This is a genomic window from Streptomyces sp. B21-105 (assembly GCF_036898465.1).
Classification (GTDB): Bacteria; Actinomycetota; Actinomycetes; order Streptomycetales; family Streptomycetaceae; genus Streptomyces.
Map to the genome: position 1 here is coordinate 4,433,203 of NZ_JARUMJ010000001.1, position 24,509 is coordinate 4,457,711.

The 24,509-nt window shown below is 73.4% G+C and carries 14 protein-coding genes, 1 tRNA gene and 1 riboswitch; of the genes, 6 read left to right on the forward strand and 9 right to left on the reverse strand.

What is annotated here, in order from left to right; genetic code table 11:
* Positions 1–58 precede the first annotated feature (58 nt).
* The 3 genes from QA802_RS19935 to QA802_RS19945 form a co-directional block, all read right to left on the reverse strand.
* Entirely contained in the window at positions 59–856 is a 798-nt protein-coding gene (locus QA802_RS19935; protein ID WP_334524496.1) for a class I SAM-dependent methyltransferase, read from the reverse strand.
* Positions 857–1,067: 211 nt separating this feature from the next.
* Entirely contained in the window at positions 1,068–2,717 is a 1,650-nt protein-coding gene (locus QA802_RS19940; protein ID WP_334524498.1) for an ATP-binding SpoIIE family protein phosphatase, read from the reverse strand.
* A gap of 388 nt (positions 2,718–3,105) precedes the next feature.
* Complete coding sequence (locus QA802_RS19945; protein ID WP_334524502.1) at positions 3,106–4,485, reverse strand: NAD(P)/FAD-dependent oxidoreductase; 1,380 nt, start codon at positions 4,483–4,485, stop codon at positions 3,106–3,108.
* Positions 4,486–4,866: 381 nt separating this feature from the next.
* On the opposite strand from QA802_RS19945, the gene QA802_RS19950 reads away from it, so the two are divergent.
* Together QA802_RS19950 and QA802_RS19955 are read left to right on the forward strand one after the other, a co-directional pair.
* The gene (locus QA802_RS19950) at positions 4,867–5,649 is read left to right on the forward strand and encodes a TetR/AcrR family transcriptional regulator (RefSeq protein WP_334524504.1); all 783 of its coding nucleotides are present in this window, start codon (positions 4,867–4,869) and stop codon (positions 5,647–5,649) included.
* Positions 5,650–5,943: 294 nt separating this feature from the next.
* Positions 5,944–7,872 (forward strand): sigma-70 family RNA polymerase sigma factor, encoded by a 1,929-nt coding sequence (locus QA802_RS19955; protein ID WP_334524506.1) that lies wholly within the window; start codon positions 5,944–5,946, stop codon positions 7,870–7,872.
* Positions 7,873–7,901: 29 nt separating this feature from the next.
* Here QA802_RS19955 and QA802_RS19960 read toward each other — a convergent pair whose 3' ends face one another.
* Together QA802_RS19960 and QA802_RS19965 are read right to left on the reverse strand one after the other, a co-directional pair.
* Complete coding sequence (locus QA802_RS19960) at positions 7,902–11,792, reverse strand: AfsR/SARP family transcriptional regulator (protein WP_334524509.1); 3,891 nt, start codon at positions 11,790–11,792, stop codon at positions 7,902–7,904.
* Between the two features lie 187 nt (positions 11,793–11,979).
* Positions 11,980–14,109, reverse strand: a complete 2,130-nt coding sequence (locus QA802_RS19965) for an asparagine synthase-related protein (RefSeq protein ID WP_334524511.1) — start codon at positions 14,107–14,109, stop codon at positions 11,980–11,982.
* Positions 14,110–14,814: 705 nt separating this feature from the next.
* Here QA802_RS19965 and QA802_RS19970 point away from each other — a divergent pair.
* The 4 genes from QA802_RS19970 to QA802_RS19985 all read left to right on the forward strand — a co-directional run bounded on the left by QA802_RS19970 (position 14,815) and on the right by QA802_RS19985 (position 20,423).
* Positions 14,815–16,239 carry an NsdA family TPR-like regulatory protein gene (locus QA802_RS19970; protein WP_334524513.1) on the forward strand — a complete coding sequence of 475 codons (1,425 nt, stop codon included), beginning with the start codon at positions 14,815–14,817 and terminating at the stop codon, positions 16,237–16,239.
* 309 nt (positions 16,240–16,548) lie between these two features.
* Complete coding sequence (gene lhgD, locus QA802_RS19975; protein WP_319172310.1) at positions 16,549–17,766, forward strand: L-2-hydroxyglutarate dehydrogenase; 1,218 nt, start codon at positions 16,549–16,551, stop codon at positions 17,764–17,766.
* Positions 17,767–17,953: 187 nt separating this feature from the next.
* Positions 17,954–18,799, forward strand: coding sequence for a tRNA (guanosine(46)-N7)-methyltransferase TrmB (gene trmB, locus QA802_RS19980; RefSeq protein ID WP_443042148.1), 846 nt, complete (start codon positions 17,954–17,956; stop codon positions 18,797–18,799).
* Between the two features lie 49 nt (positions 18,800–18,848).
* Positions 18,849–20,423: a PrsW family glutamic-type intramembrane protease gene (locus QA802_RS19985; RefSeq protein ID WP_443042149.1), complete on the forward strand. Its 1,575-nt coding sequence runs from the start codon at positions 18,849–18,851 to the stop codon at positions 20,421–20,423.
* A 73-nt stretch (positions 20,424–20,496) separates the two neighbouring features.
* On the opposite strand, the gene QA802_RS19990 is transcribed toward QA802_RS19985, so the two are convergent.
* The 4 genes from QA802_RS19990 to QA802_RS20005 form a co-directional block, all read right to left on the reverse strand.
* Complete coding sequence (locus tag QA802_RS19990; protein WP_334524518.1) at positions 20,497–21,441, reverse strand: aldo/keto reductase; 945 nt, start codon at positions 21,439–21,441, stop codon at positions 20,497–20,499.
* Positions 21,442–21,621: 180 nt separating this feature from the next.
* Positions 21,622–22,671, reverse strand: a complete 1,050-nt coding sequence (locus tag QA802_RS19995) for a M23 family metallopeptidase (protein WP_334524520.1) — start codon at positions 22,669–22,671, stop codon at positions 21,622–21,624.
* 9 nt (positions 22,672–22,680) lie between these two features.
* Positions 22,681–22,847, reverse strand: a riboswitch (cyclic di-AMP (ydaO/yuaA leader).
* A gap of 304 nt (positions 22,848–23,151) precedes the next feature.
* Positions 23,152–23,225 (reverse strand) — tRNA-Met (locus QA802_RS20000).
* A 95-nt stretch (positions 23,226–23,320) separates the two neighbouring features.
* Positions 23,321–24,448 (reverse strand): dihydrofolate reductase family protein, encoded by a 1,128-nt coding sequence (locus tag QA802_RS20005; protein WP_334524522.1) that lies wholly within the window; start codon positions 24,446–24,448, stop codon positions 23,321–23,323.
* Positions 24,449–24,509 lie beyond the last annotated feature (61 nt).

Sequence of the window (24,509 nt, forward strand, 5' to 3'; positions counted from 1 at the left end):
GAGGCGGCCGTCGTCCCGAGAACGACGGCCGCCTCGCCCCGTGCGTTCGTGCGTTCGCTCAGCGGATCGCGGTCACCAGGGTCGCCGTGAAGGGGAAGGTGGTCGTCGATGCGGGGAGCCGCGCGCGGATCGCCTCGGCGGCCCGTGTGAGGGCCTCGTCGCCCGCGGTGTCGACGAGCGTCTGGCCCCAGGGGATCGAGGAGAGGTGGCCGGCGATGTAGTCCTCCAGTGGGGGGAGGCCGATGGCGAAGGTGAGGTCGCGGCGGGCCGTGGAGCGGAAGCCGGCGCGGTCGAGGGCGGCGGTCACCCGGCCCGGGGCCTGGAACGCGGCCCGGAAGACCGCCGCCGCCTCCTGGCCGTCGTGCTCCTCGAGAGTCCGGTACTGGGCCAGGAAGTACGGGGAGTCGTCCAGCCCGGACCAGAGCGTGGCGGCGAAGCGGCCACCGGGGCGGGTGACCCTGGCCGTCTCGGTCAGGGCGGCGTCGAGGTCGGGGAAGAACTGGGCTCCCTGCTGGCAGAGGACGGCGTCGAAGGTCGCGTCGGGGTAGGGCAGGTCGTCGGCGGGGGCGGCGGTGAACTCGATGTCCGGGTAGAGGCGCGGGTGGCACGCCTGGGCGATCTTGAGCATGGCCTCGTCGAGGTCCGTGCCGGCGACCCGGCCGGTGGGGCCGGCCTGTGCGGCGGCGGCGCGGGCCGCGAAGCCGGTGCCGCAGGCGAGGTCGAGGACGGTGGCGCCGGGGAAGAGGTCCGCGGCGTCCACGAGTGCGGTGACGAAGGGCGCCATGAGGGGCGCGACGTAGTGTTCGTAGCGCTCGGGGGCGCTTCCCTTGAGGTGAAAGCCCGTTGCGTCTGCCATGCAGAGCTAGTAGCACCGGGGGGCGTGTTCGCCTAGGTGCCGCGCGCGGGGACGGCTTGTTCGGCTGCTTCCGTGCGCTGGTTTTCCGTCAGCCGTTCATGGCGTTACGGCAGTCGTGCGGGATCGTTTCGGGCAGCCTTGCGTGGTCATGCCGTCAGCGTTGCATGGTCATGCCGTCAGCCGTGTTTGTCGTTCTGGCAGCCGTGCGGTGTCAGTCCGTCGGTTTCGGCAGGACGAACTCGCACCAGACCGCTTTGCCGCCGCCCGGAGTGCGTCTGCTGCCCCAGTGGGAGGCGATGGTGGCGACGATGGCGATGCCGCGGCCGGACTCGTCTCCCGGTTCCGCGCGGCGGCGGCGCGGCAGGTGGTCGTCGCCGTCGGTGACTTCGATGATCAGGCGTCGGTCGGTGCGGCGCAGCCGTAGTCGCATGGGCGGGATGCCGTGCTGGAGCGAGTTGGCGACCAGTTCGCTGGTGGCGAGGACGCCCAGGTCGTGCAGGTCGGCGGGGAAGCGCCAGCTGGTGAGGACGCCCGAGGCGAAGGCACGCGCGCGTGGGGCCGCTTCGACTCCGCCGAGGAGCTCCAGGGCCGCGTTGCGGAACAGTTCTCTGTCCGGTCCGGTGCGGGCGGGGTGCTGGAGGACGAGGACGGCGACGTCGTCGTCGTGGTCGGCGGTGACGCCGGCCGACCGGACGAGGCGGTCGCAGACGACCTGGGGGGTGCCCGTGGCGCCGGCCAAGGCGCGCTCCAGGGCGGCGATGCCTTCGTCCAGGTCTTCGTTACGGCGCTCCACCAGGCCGTCGGTGTAGAGGACGGCCGTCGAGCCGGGGCCGAGCGGGATCGAGCCGGAGGCGTGCATCCAGCCGCCGGTGCCGAGGGGCGGGCCGGTGGGCTCGTCGGCGCGCAGGACGGTGCCCTGGTCGTCGCGGACGAGGATGGGCAGGTGGCCCGCGGAGGCGTACACCAGGCGGCCCTCGTTGGGGTCGTGGATGGCGTACACGCAGGTGGCGATCTGGTTGGCGTCGATCTCCATGGCGAGGCCGTCGAGGAGCTGGAGCACCTCGTGCGGGGGCAGGTCGAGGCGGGCGTACGCCCGGACGGCTGTCCGCAGTTGGCCCATGACCGCGGCCGCGCGGACGCCGCGGCCCATGACGTCGCCGATGACGAGGGCGGTGCGGCCGCCGCCGAGGGTGATGACGTCGTACCAGTCGCCGCCGACCGCGGCTTCGGTGCCGCCGGGCTGGTAGGTGGCGGCGATGCGCAGGTCGTCGGGCTCTTCGAGCTCCTGGGGCAGGAGGGAGCGCTGGAGCGTGACGGCGGTCTCGCGCTGGCGGCGTTCGCTGGTCCTGAGGCGTTCGGCGGCCTCCGCGTGGTCGGTGACGTCGGTGGCGAAGATCAGGACCGCGCCTTCGCCGTTGTCCTCGGCGGCCGGGGTGCAGGTGAAGGTGTAGTGGCGGCCGTCGGGGGCCTTGCGCGACTTCAGGGTGCGGGGCTTGCCGCTGCGCAACGCCTGGTCCAGCAGGGGCAGGAGGCCGAGGTCGCGGAGTTCGGGCAGGGCTTCGGCGGCCGGTTCGCCGCAGCGGCGTGCGCCGAAGGCCGCCTTGAAGGCGTCGTTGACGTAGGCGAGGCGGTGGCTGGGGCCGTGGACGAGGGCCACGAGGGCCGGGACGCGGTCGAGGACCTCACGCACCGGGAGTTCGTCGACGGCGGGTACGGGCGGCGCGTCGGTGAGTTGTTCGGCGCGGGCCGCGGGCACGGAGCCCTCGCTGCGTCGGTCCGTGGTGGTGACCGGGTGCTCGGCCCGCGCGGCGGCGCGGCGCTGTGTTCCGGGGAGCCGGGCGCTCCAGCGCGTGAAGTTCACGAATCCTTGCCTCGTGTAGTCGTCGTCGGCCGGCTCCGGGCCCGGCCTGCTCCGGGGGCCGCGCGGCGGTGGCCGCACATTGTTGCAGCACCCGGGGTGTGGAGCTGGTGGGGACGGCCTGCTGGGTTCGGCGGGAGCCTGCGCCGGCCCGCCGTGGTTCTGGAAGGGGTTGTGAAGGGCTCGGAGGGGGCGTGGAAGGGGGCGGGACGGAGGCGGGGGGTGTCTGGGGCGGGTCGTGAGCGGCTGGGGATGGGCTCGGCATGGGCTCGGGCGCTCGGGATCGGGCAGGGAGCAGGGAGCAGGGAGCAGGGAGCAGTTTGGCAGTGTGACCGCCGTCCGGGCCGACATTCGTCAGACGTCGGGGTGGCCCGTGGAGTTCCTGTTTCGGTCAGGACGACCCGTTCGGGTCGCCGGAAGACTCTTCAGAAGGCTTTCCACCGGCAGCGAGTTCGAACTCCGCGCGAGGATGCTCGAGTGATCCGAGCGAGACGATCTCGCGTTTGAAGAGCCCGGAGAGGGTCCACTCGGCGAGCACGCGCATCTTGCGGTTGACGGTGGGCACGCGGCTGAGGTGGTACGCGCGGTGCATGAACCAGGCCGGGTAGCCCTTGAGCTTGCGTCCGTAGACGTGGGCGACGCCTTTGTGGAGCCCGAGTGAGGCGACCGAGCCGACGTATTTGTGGGCGTACGTCTGCAGGGGTTCGCCGCGCAGGGAGCGCACGATGTTGTCCGCGAGGACCTTGGCCTGGCGGACGGCGTGCTGGGCGTTGGGCGCGGTCTCCCTGCCGGGCTCGTCGACGGTGACGTCGGGGACGGCCGCGGTGTCCCCGGCGGCCCACGCGTGCGTGACGCCGTCGACGGTCAGCTGGGGGGTGCATTTCAGCCGCCCTCGTTCGCTCAGCGGGAGGTCGGTGGCGGCGAGGAGCGGGTGGGGTTTGACGCCGGCCGTCCACACGACCGTGCGGGTGGGGAAGCGGGCGCCGTCGCTGAGGACCGCGACCCGGCCGGCACAGGAGTCCAGGCGGGTGTTCAGGCGTACGTCGATGTTGCGGCGGCGCAGTTCACTGACCGTGTAGCGGCCGAGGTCGGCGCCGACCTCGGGCAGGATCCGGTCGGAGGCCTCGACCAGGATCCACTTCATGTCGTCGGGCTGGACGTTGTGGTAGTAGCGCGTGGTGTAACGGGCCATGTCCTCCAGCTCGCCGAGCGCTTCCACGCCCGCGTAGCCGCCGCCGACGAAGACGAAGGTGAGGGCCGCGTCGCGGATGGCGGGGTCGCGCGTGGAGGAGGCGATGTCCATCTGCTCGATCACGTGGTTGCGCAGCCCGATCGCCTCTTCGACGGTCTTGAAGCCGATGGCGTAGTCGGCGAGCCCGGGGATGGGCAGGGTGCGGGAGACCGAGCCGGGCGCGAGGACGATCTCGTCGTACGTCAGCTGCTGGGGGCCGGCCCCCTCCTCCTCGGTGGCGAGGGTGGTGAAGGTGGCGGTGCGTTTGGCGTGGTCAACGGCGGTGACCTCGCCGACCACGACCCGGCAGTGGGGCAGGACGCGACGCAGCGGCACGACGACGTGCCGGGGGGAGATGGACCCCGCGGCCGCCTCGGGGAGGAAGGGTTGGTAGGTCATGTACGGGTCGGGGGTGACGACCGTGATCTCGGCCTCGCCGCGGCCCAGTTCCTGTTTCAGCCTCCGCTGGAGCCGCAGGGCCGTGTACATCCCGACGTAGCCGCCGCCGACAACGAGAATGCGCGCACGTTCCTTCACCATCCCATGACGCACCCGGCGCTTGCGTTTGTCCACAGCCTCGACAATTTGTGTGACCGCGAGTCGGGTGGCCGAGGGGTTGGCCGAAACATCGGAGTGCGGGACAGATGCGCAGGTCAGGTAACGCGTACCGGGGTGCGGGTGGGGGTGCATTCGGGACGTATGCACCCCGTACTCCGATCGGGGGTCGCTCCGTGCGGAACGTGCCCCTTCTGAATTGACTCTCTCTCAACTATGTTCGTGGGACGACGGGGTGTCAGGGGGGAAGCGCTCTGCGGGTCTGCGACGGGCGGGCCCGGAGCGGCCGTCCCCTGTGTTCCACGCCCCGGCTTTCGATGGCGGGGAAAGTCTCCGGGGGGAGACGTCATTACCGGGGGATTATTCATGCACATGCAGAATTCGCATTGGTCGTCGACGTCGTCCACGTCGGCCCTCGCGCCCGGCGGCGCGGTCGGGACGGCACTGGGCGGCGGACGCGGAGAGGGCGCGCGGACAGCGCCGCTGCGCGTGGACGCACAGCGCAACCTGGAACACGTACTGCGGGCGGCGCGCGAGGTGTTCGGCGAGCTGGGCTACGGCGCGCCGATGGAGGACGTGGCGCGGCGCGCGCGGGTCGGTGTCGGCACGGTGTACCGGCGTTTCCCGAGCAAGGACGTGCTGGTCCGGCGGATAGCCGAGGAGGAGACCTCCCGGCTGACGGACCAGGCGCGCTCGGCGCTCGGGCAGGAGGACGAGCCGTGGTCGGCGCTGTCGCGCTTCCTGCGGACGTCCGTGGCGTCCGGCGCCGGGCGGCTGCTGCCGCCGCAGGTGCTGCGGGTCGGCGTCGCGGAGGACGACGTGGCGGGCGTGGAAGGCGTGCCGGCCGAGACGGCGCGGGTGCCGCAGCAGCGGAGCCAGTCGGGCTCCGGTGAGCTGCGGATCGTCAACGAGGACGGCACGACGGCGGCCGTCGACGACACCGGGGCGACGGCGTTGCTCGAGGTGGTGGGCCGGCTCGTGGATCGGGCGCGGGAGGCGGGCGAACTGCGCGCCGACGTGTCCGTGTCGGATGTGCTGCTGGTCATTGCGACGGCGGCGCCCTCGCTGCCGGATCCGGCGCAGCAGGCGGCGGCCTCGGCGCGACTGCTGGACATCCTGTTGGAGGGTCTGCGCTCGCGGCCTTCCTGACGCCTTCCTGACTCGTGAGGGTGACGGGGTGCGGGGGCCCGAGTGGGCCCCCGCACTCTGTTCACCACGGCCACCGTACCGGGGCGTTCCGGATGTGCGACCCAACTCTCGTGTACTACAAGGCCGTTGGGTCTTCCTCCTCGGGGGTGGGGCCTTGGTGCCGGACCGCGACGGATCCTCACGGACCAGTGGTCGGCCCGTCCGACGGGGTCCTGACCGAAAGCCGATATGGCACTCTGACCCGGTGGTCGGGACGGGCGGAACGGGCGGGGCAGACGGCGGGAGTCCTCCGCGATGAGCGTTGACGGTCGTGACGAACAGGTGCCGAGACAGGGCGGACGCGCGAGCGGGCCCGTGGGCGAGCACGCGCCATCCCCGGCATCCTCGGCGTCCCTGCCCGGCCGCGCTTTCGAGGGCACGGTTCCGGCCCAGCGGGAGTGGCGGGCCGACGGCGGCGTCCTGCCGCCGCCGCGGGATCTGCCGCCCGCCGACACCGATCTGATCGGCCGGATGCGCTCGGGCGACGACACGGCCTACGAGGAGCTCTACCGGCGCCACGCCGACGCCGTGCGCCGCTACGCCCGTACCTGCTGCCGGGACGCGCACACCGCCGACGACCTCACCGCCGAGGTGTTCGCCCGCATGCTCCAGGCGGTGCGCGGCGGCTCCGGACCCGAGTACGCCGTCCGCGCCTACCTCCTCACCTCCGTACGGCGGGTGGCCGCCGGCTGGACCCGGTCGGCGAAGCGGGAACAGCTCGTGGACGACTTCGCGCTGTTCGCCACACGGTCCGCCCGTGCCTCGGAGATGTCCGACGACGACACACTCGACCAGGGCGCCGACGTCCGCGCGATGCACGAGGCCGAGCAGTCCATGGCCATGCAGGCCTTCCGGTCCCTTCCCGAGCGCTGGCAGGCCGTGCTGTGGCACACCGAGGTCGAGGACGAGTCGCCGAGCGAGGTCGCCATGCTCTTCGGCCTCGACGCCAACGGCACCCGCGTACTCGCCAGCCGCGCCCGCGAGGGGCTCAAGCAGGCCTACCTCCAGGCCCATGTCAGCGCCACGCTCACCAGCGACGAGGAGTGCGCCCGCTACGCCGACCAGCTCGGCGGCTACGCCCGTCGCCGGCTGCGTACCCGCGCCGAGCGGGGGCTGCGCAAGCACCTGGAGGAGTGTTCCAGGTGCCGGCTGGCGGCGCTGCAGATCGAGGAAGTGGCCGGCAGCATCCCCGCCGTGGTGCCGGTCGCGGTCATCGGCTGGTTCGGCGCGGCCGGCTACGCCAAGGCCCTCGCGCTCCTCGCCGGCGGCGCCGGAGCTGGGGCGGGTGCGGTGGGCGCCGCGGGAGCTGCCGCCGGGAGCGGTTCCTCGAGCGGAGTGGGCGCCGGGGGCGGTGCGTTGGCCTCGGAGGGGCTGGGCGCGCCCGTGAAGGCCGGTATCGCCGCCGGCGTGGTCGCGGTGGCGGCCGCCTCGGTGGCCCTCGCGCTCGTCGGCCACGACGCCCCCGCGCGGCAGCCCGAGGCACGGCCGCCGGCCTCCGCCCCCGCGGCCCCCGCGCCGGTCGCGCGACCCGCGGAGCCGACGCCCGCGCCGACGGCCGCACCGACGCGCGCGCGGCGACCCGCGCCGGAGCCGCCGGTGATCGTGTCGGCCGCCGCCCCGACGCCGACGGCCTCCTCCGCACCGACGCCCGCACCGACGCCCAGTCCGTCTGCGCCGACCGCCCCAGAGCCGCCGGCCTCACCCGCTCCGACGCCCACCCGGACGCCCCCGCCTGCCCCTTTGCCCAACCCGAGCGTCTATCCGCTGGGCGAGCTGCCTTACGACGTCGTCGGCGACGGGTCCGGGCCCGAGATCCGGCTCCGCGGCAGCAGTTGGGTGTGGCAGCGGTCCGCGCTGTCCGTCGCGGACCGGCGGTACAAGGGTGGGGTGACCGTGCACGGCGGCTCCTGGGTCACCGTCGACCTCAACCGCGCGTGCACCGCGTACGACGCGCTGGTCGGCCTCGACGACCTGACGCTGCGGCTCGGCGCGGTCGCCTTCTCCGTCTACGGCGACGGGGCCCGGCTCTGGTCGTCCGGGATGGTCAGAGGCGGCGACCCGGCCGTCCCCGTCCATGTGGATCTCGCGGGCCGGACGACGGTGCGACTGGTCGTCGAGCCGCGCGACGCCCTCGGCTCGGTGGCCCTCGCGGACTGGGCGGAGTCCGGGTTCACCTGCTCGTAGACATCTGGGCGCCGGCGATGCCCCCGGCGTCAGGTGCGGTGGCGGGTGCCGGCGCGAGTGTGGGGCGGGGCGGCGGAGGCGGAGGCGGGCGAGGCGGCAGACAGGGTGGCGGGCTGGGTGGCAGGCTGGGTGGCAGGCGAGGCGGCAGGCAGGGTGGCGGGCTGGGTGGCGGACGGGATCGGGTGGTCGTGGAGGGCCTCGACGATCTCGCGCAGGGCGTCGCCGGACGTCATGTGCGACGCACGGGCACGCTCGGCCGCGTAGCGCTCACCGCCCAGGGCCTCACGGATCGCGGCCTCGGTGCGTTCGGCGCGGGCGTCCAGCGGAGCGGGGCGCGGGTGGGGGCCGCGCAGAACATCGGCAGCCGCGAGCAGCCTTGCCGCACGCCGGAAGTCGCCGAGCCGGGCCAGCAGGTCCGCCGCGCCGTCCACGATCGACGACGTGACCGCCTCGGCGCACTGCTCGGCCATCGCCTGCCGCAGGGTGTCCGCGACCATCGGCAAGGCGTGCCGGGGCCCGGCCTCGACAGCCGTGAGGTCCGCGTCGAGCATGTTCAGCGCCGCCGCGAACTGGGGTGGCGGGGTCCCCGCGCCGGCCGCCGCCCGGCCCTCCTCGCAGAGCATGCGCGCGTGTGCCGCGTCGTCGTCCACCAACAGCGCGATGTGGGCGCGCAGCAGCAGGACGAACGCCCGGACGTCCGGCACCCCGTAGCGGTCGGAGGCGCTGCTCGCCTCGTCCAGGGTGGCCAGGGCGCCGTCCACGTCCCCCGACCGGTAGGCGATCTCCGCGAGCCGGGCGATGAGGAACGGGGTCTCGGCGTACGCCCCGACCTCGTAGGCGAGCCGCAGCGCTTCGCGGTACTCGTGCTCCGCCTGCGTGAAACGACCGCGCACCATCTCCGCCTCGGCGGCCGCGCCGCACACCTGGGCCCGCATCCAGCGGTCGCCGACCCGCAGGCTCAGCACGCGCAGCTCCGCCAGGTCGTCGTCGACGCCGTGCAGCCCGCCCGAGGAGTCGACGACCATGTGCGTGCGGAACATCAGGGCACAACCCAGCTCCCAGTCGCCGCCGTACCGACGGCAGTTCTCGACCGCCCGGTCGAGGATTCCCCGGACGTCCACCGTGTCCCGCATGTGGAAGGCCGTGACCGGCCAGATGAGGCCGGGCATCCGCGCCGCCTGCGGGCCTCCCGGCTCGTAGCGTGCGCGCAGCCGGGCCAGGTACTCCGGGTAGCGCGGGTCCGTCGTGGTGCGGCTCGGCTCCGACTCGGACAGCAGGAACAGATGCAACATCCGCAGACTCGTCCGCTGCACGGACAGAGGGTGGGCATCATCGTCCTCGGTGCCGGAGGGGGCCTCGGGCGCGACGTCGAACGCGGTCTCGGGCACGACGTCCGGCACCGCCTCGGGCCCGGCATCCGGCACCGCCTCGGGCCCGGCATCCGGCACCGCCTCGGGCCCGGCTTCGGACACAGGCGCGGTGTCCGGCACCGCCTTGGGCGGGGTGTCCGGCGCGGTGAGAAAGGCCTCGATGGGGTCGACGGCGGCCATCCGGGCCGTCAGGTCGGCGGGGAGAGCCGGGGCCGGGCCGACGGGGGCTGTGTGGTCCGGGGCGTGTGCGGTGGTGACGTCAGGGGTGGTGGCGTGCTGGGCGGCGGGGGCTTGTGGCCGCGGCGGCTGGAGGGAGTCCAGGACCGCGCCGAGGCGCAGGGTGCGGTCGGTCCATTCCGCGCCCTCGTGGCGGTAGTTGCGCAGCCACCAGAACCAGCCCGCGGCGAGGCACAGGGCGGCGGCCTCCTCCTCGTCGCCCGCCATGAGGGAACGGTCGAGGCCCACACGGATGTTGTCGAGCTCGGTCTCCAGACGGGCGATCCAGGAGAGCTGTTCGGCGGAACGGAGCAACGGGTCGGCACGCTCGACGAGCGCCCGCACCCACGCGCGATGCCGTCGCTCCGTCGCCGCGCGGGACCGCGGCTGCTCGGCGGCGCGCTCCAGGGCGTACTCGTGGATCGTCTCCAGCATGCGGTAGCGCATGCCGTCGCCACCCGGCCCCGCGTGCGGGGCCGCCACGACCAGGGACTTGTCGACGAGCGCTCCGACGAGCTCCGCGACCGGGCCGGTGCACACGGCCTCGGCCGCCTCCAGGTCCCAGCCGCCCGCGAACACGGCCAGCTCGCGCAGCAGGGTGCGCTCGGGTTCGTCGAGCAGGTCCCAGGACCAGTCGACGACCGCCCTCAGGGTCTGCTGGCGGGGCAGGACCGTGCGGCTGCCGGAGGTGAGCAGCCGAAAGCGGTCGTCGAGCCGGTCGGCGATCTGTCGCGGGGTCAGCAACCGCAGGCGTGCGGCGGCCAGCTCGATGGCGAGCGGCAGACCGTCCAACCGTCGGCAGATCTCCGCGATCGCCTCCTCGTCCCGCAGGGCGGTCGCCGCGTCCGGGCGGACGGCGGCCGCTCGCTCGGTGAAGAGACGGCGCGCGTGGTCGGGGAGGAGGGGCTCGACCGGGCGGACCGACTCGCCGGGCACGCCCAGAGGTTCACGACTGGTGGCGAGGATCGTGAGTCCGGGGCAGCGGGTGAGGAGGGTCTCGGCGAGGTCGGCTGCCGCGCCGACGACATGTTCGCAGTTGTCAAGGATCAGGAGATGGCTGCGCGAGGCGCAGTACTCGACGAGCAGAGCGACCGGGTCGTCCTGCGCGGGTGTCAGTTCGGTGGTCATCAGTACGGTCTCGCGCAGGCCGAGGGCGCTGACCACCGCGCCGGGCACCGCCTCCGGTCGGTCGAGCGGCGCCAGCTCGGCCAGCCATGCCTGCGGAAGCCCGGCGGCGGCTTCTTCGGCGAGACGGGTCTTTCCAGAGCCGCCCGGTCCGGTGAGCGTGACGAGACGGGCCCTGTGCAATTCGGAACGGATGGCGGCGATCTCGGGTTCCCGGCCCACGAAAGAGTTAAGCCGCGGACGGATGTTGCCGGTGCGTTCGGGAAGCCCGGACGGGAGCAGGGAATGGGGCGCACGCGGCCGGCCCCGCCCGGGCCCGGGAGCTTCCTCGGGACGCCCGGAAACGGGTGACCCGTGGGGGTGGGGGGAGGGCGCCGGTCGGGCCGGTCCTGGGTGGGAGGCCGACTCCGGGTGGTGGGCCTGTTCCGGAGCCGAACCGCGACCGGGCTCCGCACCTCCGCTCGGCTCCGGGCCGTGGGCGGACTCCCGGTGGTTCGGGTCGAGGAGTTCGGCGTGCAGGGCGCGCAGGTCCGGGCCGGGGTCGGCGCCGAGGCCGTCGGCGAGGGTGCGGCGGGTGCTCTCGTAGGCGGCCAGGGCGTCGGCGGCGCGGCCGGAGTCGCGCAGGGCCCGGATGAGGAGCGCGTGCAGCGGTTCGTCGTAGGGGTGCGCGGCGGTCAGTTCCGTCAGGCGGGGCACGGCTTCGCGGGCGTGGCCGAGAAGCAGGTCCGCCTCGAGGCGGGCACGGGCCGCTTCCAGATGGAGGGCTTCCGGACGAGCGGCGGGCGTGCGGTCGGGCAGGTCGGCGAGCGCGCGGCCGCGCCACAGCGCGAGGGCGTCGTCGAGGGAGCGGGCGGCTGCGGGGGCGTCCCCCTGCCGCAGGGCTTCGACGCCCCGGCGGACCAGTCGCTCGAAGACGAAGAGGTCGACGTCGTCCTCGGTCGCGGCGAGCCGGTACCCGCCCGGAGCGGAGGTCACCGTGTCCCTGCCGACGACGCGGCGCAGTCGGCCGATCAGGGCTTGGAGAGCGGCGGGGGCGTCCTGGGGCGGCGCCTCGCCCCAGACCTCGTCGATGAGGGTCTCCGGGGCGGTGAGGCGACCGGGGCGGAGGGCCAGGGCGGTGAGGAGGGCGCGGAGTCGTGCCCCGGGTACGGGTACGGGTACGCCCTGGTCGTCCTCGGTCTGGGTGACGCCCAGGATTCTGTACCGCACCGGGTCATTGTCGTCCGGGGCGAGGCACGGGGCACACGATTTCGCGACGCGAGGCCCACGGCTGCCCGCGCGTCGCCGCGCCGCAGCGCCCAGCAAGGGCAACAACGGCGACGGCAAGAGCGACAGCGACAGCAACAGCAACAGCAACAGCAACAGCAATCGTCGTCCCCCGGGCACTACCCACCCGTCATCCCCCGGACGAGACCGCCCGTCTCTGGGGGGCGATGCCCGCGGGAACCGCACGCGCGCGGGCCGGGGTGCCGGTCCAGCAGGTGCCGCGGCGGGAGAGGAGGCGGCGGAGCCAGATCTCCAGGGAGATCAGGTCGGCGAGGCCGTCCAGGGGAAGGGGCTCGCCCGCCGCCGCCGCGCGCAGCGCCCTGCGGACGACCCGGGCCTCGATCAGCCCCGCTTCCGCGAGCAGCGGGGCCTCGAAGAGGTTGAGGAGCGGGTCGATGGCCATACGCAGGCCCGCCCGGGCGGCGGCGGACGCGGAGGCCTGCGAGGGCGCGCCCCAGCCGGGCGGCAGGTCGGTGACGCCCGCGCCCTTCAGGACGGTGCGCAAAATCGCGGCGCGCGCCCCGGGTTGCACGCGCAGGGTCTCGGGGAGCGCCCGGCAGGCCCGTACGACCTGGTTGTCGAGGAACGGCGCATGCAGTCGCTGGGATCGGATCTCCGCGGCCTGCTCCAGGACCCGCAGGTCCATGGCGTGCCGGGTGAGCGCCGCACGCGCGCGGTAGTCGCCCGGACGCTGACCGGGTCCCCCGCCGGCGCGGTGCGCGGCACTCTGCAGGCGAACCGATACTTCAGCGAGCGCCTCGCCTGTCAGCCAGCGTGCGGCGGGGCCTGCTCCGCCCCATGTGAGGGCCGCCAGGGACGCCCCGAGCGCGCCTCCGGAGTCGTCGGAGCCGAACCTGCGGTGCAGAAGCCGTTCGGCGAGGCCCTCCACGCCCGCGCGGTACGGCGTACGGGCCAGCCGGCGGGCCGCGCCGTACACGCGCGCGGGGACGAGCACGGAGCCGTCCGCCTTGGTGAGCGCTGCCACGGGCCGCACGAGGTGCCGGCGTTTGCGGTCCATCAACAGGTCGGCCAGGCGGGCCGGATGGGCGTCCAGGACCTGGCGGGCGCCGTAGCCCGTGAAGTGGTCCGCACTGCCCGCCGCGAGCCGTGCGCGGTGCCGGGCGACCGTGACCAGGCTCGGGCCGGGTTCGTCGGTCAGCGGGCCGTCCATGTCGGCGTACGGCAGGGTCTCCTCGGCGCCCGCCGCCACGACGTGGTGCAGGCGGGGGTTGGCCGCGAGGGCGCCGGCCCGCTCCAGTTCGTCCTCGTCTCCGCCGACGGCCAGGTCGTTGAAGGTGACGGCCAGCAGTCGTTCGCCCGCGCCCGTGCCGTGACCGAGCAGCGTGCCCGGCATGCCGGGCAGTCCCGCCGCGAGGAGTGCCAGCGTGCCGGAGGCCGGTCCGCCGGAGAGGTCGGCGCCGATGCCCGGCATGGGCATCCCGCGCGCGGCACGCCGTTCGGCGGGGCCCATGCCGGGCACCGGGCCGGGGTCGATGTCGGGAACGTGCCGGGGCGCGGACAGACGCGCGCGCACCGCTTCGACGAGCGCGTCGCGCACGGCGTCGACCGCGCTGTCGGGATCGGCCGGCGGCGCCGCCACGGCGAGCGAGGCCACCGGTTCGTACCCGGCGATCTCGCGCGCCCCGGCGCGCAGGATCAGCGCATGCCCCGGCGGTACGCGTCGCACGCCGTCGTACGGGGTGGAGTCGTGCAGGGCCGCCGGCACGTCGGGGGCGGCGAGCAGGGCCGCCAGGTGGCCGAAGTCGAGGTTGGCCTCGACCAGATCGGCGAGCGGCAGGGCGGCCGTGGCGTACGCGGTGCCGCCCGCCCAGGGGGTGTGGAACACCGGGCGTACGCCCGCCAGATCGCCGCAGACGGTGAGGCGCCTGCCGACCCGCACGATCGCCGTGTAGCTGCCCGGCCAGGCCGTCAGATGCCGAAGTGCCCCTCCGCGCGCGGCGGACAGCCCGATACGCAGCTGGTCGTCGGTCGCACCGCAGGTGCCGAGCACCGCGATCCGGTTCTGCGCGTCGACCGACACCACCCGCACTTCGTCGGGCCGCCAGTCGCCGACCGCCCACAGCGGATCGGGGTCGCCCCACAGAAGATGGGAGCCGACCGGCTGCAACGTCTCGCCCTCATAGCCGACTTGGCCGCCGTACGCCGCGTCGGCGTCGTGCCGGCCGTCATAGCCGACGGACCCGGCGGACCCGCCCCACGCGCCCGCGGCGGTGCTGCTCCATCCCACCAACCACCGCATCGACGCCTCCACAGGCTGTGGACAACCGAGTGCACCGCAAGAACGGTTCACCATGCTGCCACGAAGAACGCGCCGCAGACGGAGGCCAGGCCGCTCGCGATCGGCGGAAACCGCTTGCGTGAGGACGTCGGCGCCGACGGGTGCGGTGGTGCGCACCCCGGTGTCTGCGACGTGAATGCGCCCCCGGTACGCTCCCCCAGAACGCCGCGCGCGCCCTCAATTTCCATGGTGAGAGGCGTTGTCCCGTAGGGAACGTGGGGTCGATTTTCGGCCAAATCCCGCGACTGCCCCCGTCGTTGGAGGCATTCCGCGCAGGCTCCCGCAACGCTCCGTACACGCGCGTGCCCTTGCGGACCCGCGTCGGCCCGGGAGACGGAAGGCGCCTCCCGGACCGCTCCGCCACCCGCGGGGATGAAGGCGGCGGTGTCCCCCAGCCCACTGGATCCAGTACAGCGGGCCGACCCACGCACGACCCATGGAACCGCTCCCCCGATGGCCGGAGAAGAGCGCACGGCCGGGCGCACGGCCACACGGGCGGGAGCACGCAGCGACGGTCCGTACCTGCCCCCGCGCTTCCGTACGGACCACAATCCCGCCAACCGGAAGAATGCCCCTTAACGCTTGGGATGCGGCGAACTACGCTGGGTTTACGAATGCCGCATGGTTATGCCAGCGCGGCAGCCGTCTGTGTCGAGGGGTGGCGCAATGTCCAGGGAGCAACGCGGGCCGAACGAAAAACTCGGCGCCGTTCTCGCCCTCGCGGGAATCAGCAACGCAGGACTCGCACGACGCGTCAACGACCTTGGCGCCCAACGCGGGTTGACTCTTCGCTACGACAAGACGTCCGTGGCGCGCTGGGTGTCGAAGGGCATGGTGCCGCAGGGCGCCGCGCCGCACCTCATCGCGGCCGCCATAGGGCAGAAACTCGGCCGTCCGGTGCCGCTCCACGAGATCGGCCTAGCGGACGCGGATCCCGCTCCCGAGGTGGGCCTCGCCTTCCCCAGGGACGTCGGCCAGGCCGTGCGCTCGGCCACCGACCTCTACCGCCTCGATCTCGCGGGCCGCCGGGCCGGCTCGGGAGGCATCTGGCAGTCGCTGGCCGGATCGTTCGCGGTAAGCGCGTACGCGACGCCCGCCTCACGATGGCTGATAACCCCGGCCGACAGCTCGGTAGCCCGCGACATCCACCTTCTGGAGGGGTCCGGCGCACCGCTCAAAGTCGGCCACAGTGATGTGCAGAAGCTGCGGGAGGCCGCTGAGGACGCCAGACGCTGGGACTCCAAGTACGGTGGCGGCGACTGGCGTTCGTCGATGGTCCCGGAGTGCCTGCGGGTGGAGGCGGCGCCGCTGCTGCTCGGCTCGTACTCCGACGAGGTCGGCCGGGCGTTGTTCGGCGCGAGCGCCGAACTGACGCGGCTGGCGGGGTGGATGGCCTTCGACACCGGCCAGCAGGAGGCCGCGCAGCGGTACTACATCCAGGCGCTGCGGCTGGCCCGCGCGGCGGCCGACGTGCCCCTCGGGGGTTACGTCCTGGCCTCCATGTCCCTCCAGGCGACCTACCGCGGGTTCGGCGACGAGGGCGTCGACCTCGCGCAGGCGGCTCTGGAGCGCAACCGGGGGCTGGCCACGGCCCGCACCATGAGCTTCTTCCGGCTGGTGGAGGCACGCGCACACGCACGCGCGGGGGACGCGCACGCCGCCGGCGGGGCGCTGAAGGCGGCCGAGGGCTGGCTGGAGCGGTCCCGCGACGGCGACCACGATCCGTCCTGGCTGGGTTTCTACTCCTACGACCGGTTCGCCGCCGACGCCGCCGAGTGCTATCGCGACCTGAAGGCGCCGCGCCAGGTACGCAGATTCACCGAGCAGGCGCTGTCGCAGCCGACGGAGGAGTTCGTGCGCTCTCACGGACTGCGGCTCGTCGTCTCGGCGGTCGCCGAACTGGAGTCGGGCAACCTCGACGCGGCCTGCGAGCAGGGCGTGCGGGCGGTGGAGGTGGCGGGCCGCATCTCGTCCGCCCGAACCACGGAGTACGTCAAGGACCTGCTGCACCGGCTGGAGCCCTACGGCGACGAACCGCGGGTGATGGAGCTGCGGGAGAGGGCGCGGCCGTTACTCATGACCCCCGCGTGAGCGCTCGGCGCGGAGCGGGGGTCCCGGTCGGGCCACGACCGCGAGGAGCAGGGGTCCTGGCCCGGCCGGGACCACGCGGAGCAGGGGGCCCTGGCCGGCCACGTCTGGCCGTCGCTTCGGCACTACCGCTCTGGGCCGCTTTCAGCCGCCCTACGGCCGTCGGCAAGCCGTCTTCCGGCCGTCGGCGCGTGGGAGCCGGGCGCACCGGTTCTCGCGCTGCCGAGGAATGGCGGGGAGTGGCGGGGAGTGCCGTCCCGCATCGGGTTTGAAGAGATTGTCAGTGGCGCAGTGCACTATCGAAGCCGGGAGGTGGTGCACGTGCCGAAGATCGCTTACGACTGTGACGTGCTCGTGGTGGGCGGCGGCATCGTGGGTCTGGCCACGGCGTATGCGATCACGCGGGCCGCGCCGGGGACGCGGGTCACGGTGCTGGAGAAGGAGCCGGGGGTGGCCCGCCACCAGACCGGGCGCAACAGCGGGGTCATCCACAGCGGGATCTACTACCGGCCGGGCACCCTGAAGGCGCGGTACGCGGTGCGCGGCGCCGCCGAGATGACGAAGTTCTGCGCGGAGTACGGCATCGCCCACGCCGTCACCGGCAAGCTGATCGTCGCCACGGAGCGGTCCGAGCTGCCCCGGCTGCACGGACTCGTCCAGCGCGGCCGTGAGAACGGTATTACCGTGCGGGAACTGGGCGGCGCCCAGATCGCCGAGTACGAGCCCGAGGTGCGGGGGCTCGCCGCGATACATGTGGGGACGACCGGCGTCTGCGACTACACGGCCGTCGCGCAGCGACTGGGCGAGGCGTCCGGGGCGGAGATCCGGTACGGCGCGCGCGTGGTGCGCATCGACCGGCGGCCGGAGCGCGGGGTAGCCGTCCTCACCGCCCGCGGTGACGTCGTGCGCGCGCGGGTGCTGGTGAACTGCGCCGGGCTGTACTGCGACGAGATCGCCCGGCTGACCGGCGACGAGCCGGAGGTGCGGATCGTCCCGTTCCGGGGCGAGTACTACGAGCTGGCACGGCCGGAGCTGGTGCGAGGGCTGGTCTACCCCGTGCCCGATCCGGCCTTCCCGTTCCTCGGCGTGCATCTGACCAGGGGCATCGACGGGGGCGTGCACGTCGGACCCAATGCGGTGCCTGCGCTTGCCCGGGAGGGATACGGCTGGGGCGTCGTGAGCCCCCGGGAGGCCGCGGCGACGGCGGCGTGGCCCGGCGTGTGGCGGATGGGCCGCCGGCACTGGCGGTACGGCCTCGGCGAACTACGGCGGTCGGTCTCGAAGGGCGCCTTCGTGGACGCCGTGCGAAGAATGCTTCCGGCGGTGGAGGAGAGCGATCTGATACCGACGTCGGCCGGCGTCCGCGCGCAGGCGGTCCTGCGGGACGGCGGCCTGGTGGACGACTTCCTTATCCGGGAGGGCCCACGCGCGGTCCACGTCCTGAACGCCCCCTCACCGGCGGCGACGGCCTCCCTGCCGATCGGCCGCGAGGTGGCCCGCAGAGCCTTGGGCGCACTGGCCGACGCGTGAGGGAGCGTTCCGCACGCGTGTCAGGTGTGACCGGTCCGGATCCGGCGGGGCGCTCGTGGGGAGCGGGGTGGACGACGAGGGCCTCGGGCGCTCGTGGGGAGCGGGGTGGATCACGGGGGCACCGCGGACGCCCGGGGGATCACGGGGCCGCGGGTGCTCGCGCGGTACCCGTAAAATCGACCGCACTGTGTCTGATTCCGTGAGCGTTCCCGATGTCCCCCCGTCCTCCCCGAGCGGTGAGCACCACCCGAGGGAGTCCGTTCGGCGTACCCGCGCCAAGGGGGAGCCTCGGTTCCCCGACGGGCCGCGGGCCGATCCCGCCGGGTCTCACTTCGAGCGGCGGATCCGCAGCTTCCAGCCCCGGCGCAGCCGGGTGACGGCCGGGCAGGCGGACGCTCTGCAGCGACTGTGGGCCAAGTGGGGCCTGGACATCGACGGACGTCCGGTGGACCTCGCCGAGCTGTTCGGCGCGGGAGACCGTCCCGTCGTGCTGGAGATCGGTTTCGGCATGGGCGAGGCGACCGCGCAGATGGCCGCCGCCGACCCCGGCACCGACATCCTCGCGGTGGACGTGCACACGCCGGGCCAGGGCAACCTGCTCAGCCTCGCCGACCGCAACGCGCTGAGCAACGTCCGGGTCGCCAACGGCGACGCGATCATCCTGCTGCGCGAGATGCTGCCGGCGGACTCGCTCGACGGGCTGCGCGTCTACTTCCCCGATCCCTGGCCCAAGAAGCGCCATCACAAGCGGCGGCTGATCCAGCCGGAGTTCCTCGACCTGGCCGCGACACGGCTGAAGCCGGGGGCGCTCGTGCACTGCGCGACCGACTGGGAGCCGTACGCGGAGCAGATGCTCGAGGTACTGACCGCGCACCCCGACTTCGAGAACACGCGGGCCGACGGCGGGTTCGCGCCCCGCCCCGGCTTCCGGCCGCTGACCCGCTTCGAGGGCCAGGGGCTGGACAAGGGCCACGTGGTGAACGATCTGCTCTTCCGGCGCGTACAGCATCGCGTCCAGCCCGGGGATCACTGACCGAACAATTCCCTCCACCGCCGTCCTCTCCCTCGTTAGGGTCGATGCCGTGGCCATCAGTTCCCCGTTTCCGCCCGTTCCGCCGCAGCCGCCGCACCCCGGCGGCGGGCCCGAGGACGGTGTGCTCCGGCATGCTCATTGGTGGCAGCACAGGTGGGTCCGGTACGGCGCGCTGATCAGCCTGCTCGCCCTGTCCGGCCTGGTCATCCTCGCCCTGGTCCGCGAGCAGACCGGCACCGAGGGCCTCCTCGTGGGGCTGGGGCTCGCCGTGCTGCCCGTGCCGCTGCTCGTCGCCGCCTTCCGTTGGCTCGACCGGGTCGAGCCCGGCCCGTGGCGGAACCTGCTCTTCGCCTTCGCCTGGGGCGCGTGCGCGGCGGCGCTGATAGCCATCATCGCCAACAGTTTCGCGACCCGGTGGATAGCCACCGCGACCGCCGACCCGTCCGGCGCGGACACCCTGGGCGCGACCGTCATAGCGCCGGTCGTCGAGGAGTCCGCCAAGGCCGCGGCCGTCCTGCTCGTCTTCCTCTTCCGCAGGCGGGACTTCACCGGGATCGTCGACGGCGTGGTCATAGCCGGGATCACCGCCACCGGCTTCGCGTTCACCGAGAACATCCTCTACCTCGGCACCGCTTTCGGCACCGACCAGCTCACGGGCGACAGCGGCATCGCCTCCGTCACCGCCGCGACGTTCTTCGTGCGCGTCATCATGTCGCCGTTCGCGCACCCCCTGTTCACCGTCCTGACCGGCATCGGCTTCGGCTTCGCCGCGCTCGCCGGGGAGCGTCAGCATGCGCGGCGCGTGCTGCTCCCGCTGTCCGGGCTGCTCCTCGCGATGGGCATGCACGCCCTGTGGAACGGCTCCGCGTCCTTCGGCGAACTCGGGTTCTTGGCGGTGTACGCGGCGATCATGGTGCCCGCGTTCGGGCTGCTGACCTGGCTGGTGGTGTGGACGCGCCAGCGCGAGCTGCGCACGGTGCGCAAGGAACTGCCCGTCTACGCGGCCGCCGGCTGGCTCACCCCGGCCGAACCGTTCGCGCTCGGCTCGATGCGGGCCCGGCGGCTGGCCCGGGTCCACGCCCGGCGTCACCTCGGCAGGCCTGCGGCACGTGAGGTGGCGCAGTACGAGGCGTACGCGACGTCCCTCGCCTTCCTGCGCCACCGTGGCCGGAAAGGGCGGGCGAACGCCGATTTCCTGGTCCGCGAACGGGAGTTGCTGAACGAGCTGTGGCGGCGAAAGGACGTCGCCCGCCCCGCCCTGGATCACGCGGCCCGGATGACGGCCCCTCCGGTACGGATGCCCCCGCCACCCTGGCCGGGGTACGGGGGGTACGGGCACGGCCAGAACCCGGCGTACGGGCACGGGTACGGGGCGTACGGGTACGGGTACGGCCAGGGTCCGGCGTACAGTCCGCCGGGCGCGTACAGCCCGGGCCCGGCGTACGGGCCAAACCAGGCATACGGCCAAGGGCCGATGTACGGCGGCCTGCCGCCCACCTCCGGAAACGACCACAGGAGCGACCACACGCCCGGATACGGGTACGGGCCCGGCCACACTCCCGGCCACACTCCCGGATACGGGTATCCGCCGGGTCCCCACCCCGCGACCAACCCGCACCCGTAGTCGACCGAGTCACACACCCGTAGCCGAGGGCTGCTGCGTCACGCGGGCCGGCGCCCCGGCTACGCACATCAGCTCACGCCGACGCCCGGGTCAGCCGCGTGATCTCCGCCTCCGTCAGTTCCAGGTCCGCCACCGCCAGCAGCGCCGGGAGCTGCTCGACCGTGCGGGCGGAGGCGATCGGAGCGGCCACCGTCGGCTGCGCGGCGAGCCACGCGAGGGCGACCGTGGCGGGCTGGGTGTCGTGGGCGCCGGCGATCTCGTCCAGCGCGGCGAGGACGCTGCGGCCCCGCTCCGTGTCGAGGTGCCCCGCGGCGCCGCCGGCGCGGGCGCTCTCGACCGTCGTGCCGGGCCGGTACTTGCCGGTGAGGAAGCCGGAGGCCAGCGCGAAGTAAGGGACGGCGGCGAGGCCGATGCGGGCGGCGAGGTCCTGGAGGCCGCCCTCGTAGGTGTCGCGGGAGACCAGGTTGTAGTGGGGCTGGAGGGCGACGTACCGGGCGAGACCCTCGCGGTCGGAGAACTCCAGGGACTCCTGGAGGCGTTCGGGCGAGATGTTGGAGGCGGCGATGTGCCGCACCTTGCCCGCCTTCACCAGCTCGTCGAGCGCGCCGACGATCTCCTCGACGGGCACCTCGGTCTTGTCGAAGTGCGTGTAGTAGAGGTCGATGTGGTCGGTGCCGAGGCGGCGCAGGGAGGCGTCGGCGGCGGCCTTGATGTTGTCGGCGGACAGCCCGGGGAAGTCGGGGTGCTGGCTGACCTTGGTGGCGATCACGACGTCGTCGCGGTTGCCGCGGGCCTTCACCCACCTGCCGATGACGGTCTCGGACTCGCCACCGCTGTTGCCCTCGACCCACGCGGAGTAGGAGTCGGCGGTGTCGACGAAATTGCCGCCCGCGGCCGTGTAGGCGTCGAGGACGGCGAAGGAGCCCGCCTCGTCCGCCGTCCAGCCGAAGACGTTGCCGCCGAGGGCGAGCGGGAAGACCTTGAGGTCGGAGGAGCCGATGGTGCGCAGAGAAGTCATGCTTCGTCTCAACGGACGCGGCAGGCACGTCATTCCACGCGTGACACGAAGAACAGAAGAACAGGTGAAGAACAGGCGGACAACCGGCAGCCCTGGCGTCGGGGTGGCCGTCAGGGCTGCCGTCCCTCGATGTTCCCCAGGCCCCCTAGAGGGACGACTCAGGCCTCCTAGAGGGACGGCTCAGGGGTTGAGGCCCTTGCTACGCAGCCAGGCCGCCGGGTCGATGCCCTCGGCGTTGCCGTTCGCGTGGACCTCGAGGTGGAGGTGGGCCCCGGTGACGTTCCCGGTGGCGCCCACACGGCCGATCACGTCACCGGTGGCGACCTTCTGGCCGACGCTGACGCTGATCGACGACTGGTGGCAGAACCAGATTTCGGTGCCGTCGTCCAGGGTCAGGATGGTGCGGTAGCCGTAGGCGCCGGCCCAGCCCGCCTCGGTGATGGCGCCGGTGTGGACGGCCTTGATGAGCGTGCCGGTGGGCGCGGCGAAGTCGAGTCCGGTGTGGTAGCCGGAGGACCACAGGGAGCCGGCCTGACCGAACGTCGAGGTGATGGTGTACGAGGAGGTCGGCAGCGTGTACTGCTTGGCCAGCTCGGCCAGGCGCGCTGCCTCGACCTTGGCGGCGGCCTCCTCGGCGGCCTTCTTCTTCGCGGCGGCGGCCTTGGCCTCCGCCTCCTTCTCGGCCTTGACGACGGCGTCGGCCTTCGCCTTGGCGGCCGCGGCGGCGGCCTTGACCTCGACCTGGGTCTGCTGAGACTCGGCCTGGGCCATGATCCGGCTGCGCAGGGCCTCGCCGGCGTCGGCGACGCTCTCCTTGGTGTCGACGGCGGCCTCGGAGCCGAAGCTCGACAGGGCGGGCGCGGCTTCCTGGGCGGGCTTGTCGTCGGAGATCAGCGAGCCCACGCCCGGCAGGTCCGGCAGGTCCGCAAGGTTCGGCAGGTCGGGCACGGAGATGGAGACCGGGGCCTTGCCGGTGTTGGCGCTGGCCATGCCGCCCGCGCTGACGGCGGCGATGACGCCGACGCCGAGGACGGTGGAGCTGCGGGCGAATCCGCCGCCGCGCTGCTTGGCGACGCGGTGCTTGCCGCGTGCCGGGCGAATGGACTCCGCGGTGGGGTTCCACTCCTCCCAGGGGCCCTCGTCGGTGCGGTGGCCGCCGTAGCCGAAGGTCTCGGTGGGGGGCTGGGCCGGCGCGTACGGGGCCTCGGGGGCAGGCGGGTTGGACGCCACGCGGGCGCACTCCTTTCCTTCCGTCGCCTACCGGGTTAGCTGACGGGTTCGGAGCGGGAAGGTCTCCTACGCGCGTATACCGGCCGTGGACTCTGCGAGTTCACGGAGGCTTCCGCGTGATTCACCCCAAGGTGGTGGTTCCCCGGTTCCCTTGCGGGATTCGGCGCGTGCGCACGGAGCCGACTCTGGTGCCGGCTGGGACGGCCGCGCTGCGTTATCGAACGTTAATAGACCCGGGGGTGCGTTTCCAAGCTGTTCTGCTTGATCAATAACATTTCTGGCCTGGACTTTCTGGCCAGCAGCGGCGAAAAACGGGCGAGTTGACCCTCGTTCAGGACGCCTCACCCGTCACCCGCGTGGACACGGCGGCTCAGACCCGGCGCACAGGGCGGCCGGACGGTCACGAAGAGCGAGGACGGGCCACCGGGGCGAACGCACCGAGGGCCGGAACCCTTTCGGATTCCGGCCCTCGGCCTTCAGTAGCGGGGACAGGATTTGAACCTGCGACCTCTGGGTTATGAGCCCAGCGAGCTACCGAGCTGCTCCACCCCGCGTCGTTGTGACTCCAGTGTACGTCATCCGGGGGACGCCCAGCACCAGGCTTTGTCGCGCCCCCGCCGCGACCCCGGCCCGGGTCCCGGCTGCGGCCTCACACCAGGTGCCGGTTCGGGGCCTTCGCCCGCTCCTCGTACTCCGACAGCACGAGGACGTCGACGCCCGCGGCCGCCAGCAGGCCGGTCCCGTCCGCGCTCGTCACGAAGGTGTCGGGCTCGCGCCACGCCGTGACGACCCGGCGCACGCCGGCGTCCAGGATGAGGCGGGCGCACGGGGCGGGGCGGGAGGAGCGGCGGGCGCAGGGCTCGAGGCTGCTGTAGACGGTGGCGGCGGCCAGCCGGGGGTCGGCGGGGTCGAGCCCTGCGAGCGCCGCCTCCTCGGCGTGCACGACCGGGTCGCCGGCCTCGCGGGAGTGCCCGCGTGCCAGCTCCGTCCCGTCGGCGGCCACGATCACCGCGCCGACGCTGAACGCCGTGTCCGAGGGCGGGCACTGGGCGGCCAGCTCGCAGGCGAGAGCCAGCCAGTGCCGGTCGGCGGCGGCGGCGAGCGGCCCGGTGCCGGGGGCGGTGGGCTCGTAGCGGTGCAGGACGACGTCCTCGATGCGCCGCGTCTCCACGAGCCGCAGCCGTCCGCCCTGGTAGGCGCCCGGCCCGAAGAGGCGGGGCGCGTCCGGGTCGCCCACGAACAGCGGGGCGAGAACGAGCTGGAGCTCGTCGGCGAGCCCCTGCTGGAGCAGCTGGGTGTGGACGGTTCCGCCGCCCTCGACCATGAGGCGCCGGACGCCGAGCTCGTCGTGGAGGTGGGTGAGGAGGCGGCGCCAGTCCAGTTCGGGGCCGAGCGGGACGACGTCCGCGGCGACGCCCAGCGCGCGGGCCCGTTCGGCGCCCTTCTCGGTCGTGTAGACGGCCTTCTCGCCGCCCGTGTGCCAGAAGTTCGCCGCCGGATCGAGGTCGCCCGAGCCGCTGACGGTGACCTTGAGCGGGTAGGCCGGCCGTCCGGCGGCGACCCGGGCGGCGCGGCGCTCGGGGGAGTTCACGAGGAGCCGGGGGTTGTCGGCGCGGATGGTGCCGGCGCCGATGAGGATGGCGTCCACGGAGGCCCGTACCGCGTCGACGCGGTCGAAGTCGGCTGGACTGGAGAGCAGCAGGCGTTCGGACGTGGTGTCGTCCAGGAAGCCGTCGAGGGAGACGGCGGCGGACAGCAGGACGTACGGGTACGGCATCGACGTGCTCCCGGGCTGGGTCTTCCGACTCTGACGGCGATCTTGGTTCAAGTTTGAAACA

Bases quoted from the DNA above. Each gene is read 5' to 3' on its own strand.
- QA802_RS20005 (WP_334524522.1), bottom strand. From the start codon at position 24,448: ATGCCGTACCCGTACGTCCTGCTGTCCGCCGCCGTCTCCCTCGACGGC.
- QA802_RS19955 (WP_334524506.1), top strand. From the start codon at position 5,944: ATGAGCGTTGACGGTCGTGACGAACAGGTGCCGAGACAGGGCGGACGC.
- QA802_RS19935 (WP_334524496.1), bottom strand. From the start codon at position 856: ATGGCAGACGCAACGGGCTTTCACCTCAAGGGAAGCGCCCCCGAGCGC.
- QA802_RS19990 (WP_334524518.1), bottom strand. From the start codon at position 21,441: ATGACTTCTCTGCGCACCATCGGCTCCTCCGACCTCAAGGTCTTCCCG.
- QA802_RS19945 (WP_334524502.1), bottom strand. From the start codon at position 4,485: ATGGTGAAGGAACGTGCGCGCATTCTCGTTGTCGGCGGCGGCTACGTC.
- QA802_RS19950 (WP_334524504.1), top strand. From the start codon at position 4,867: ATGCACATGCAGAATTCGCATTGGTCGTCGACGTCGTCCACGTCGGCC.
- QA802_RS19965 (WP_334524511.1), bottom strand. From the start codon at position 14,109: ATGCGGTGGTTGGTGGGATGGAGCAGCACCGCCGCGGGCGCGTGGGGC.
- QA802_RS19970 (WP_334524513.1), top strand. From the start codon at position 14,815: ATGTCCAGGGAGCAACGCGGGCCGAACGAAAAACTCGGCGCCGTTCTC.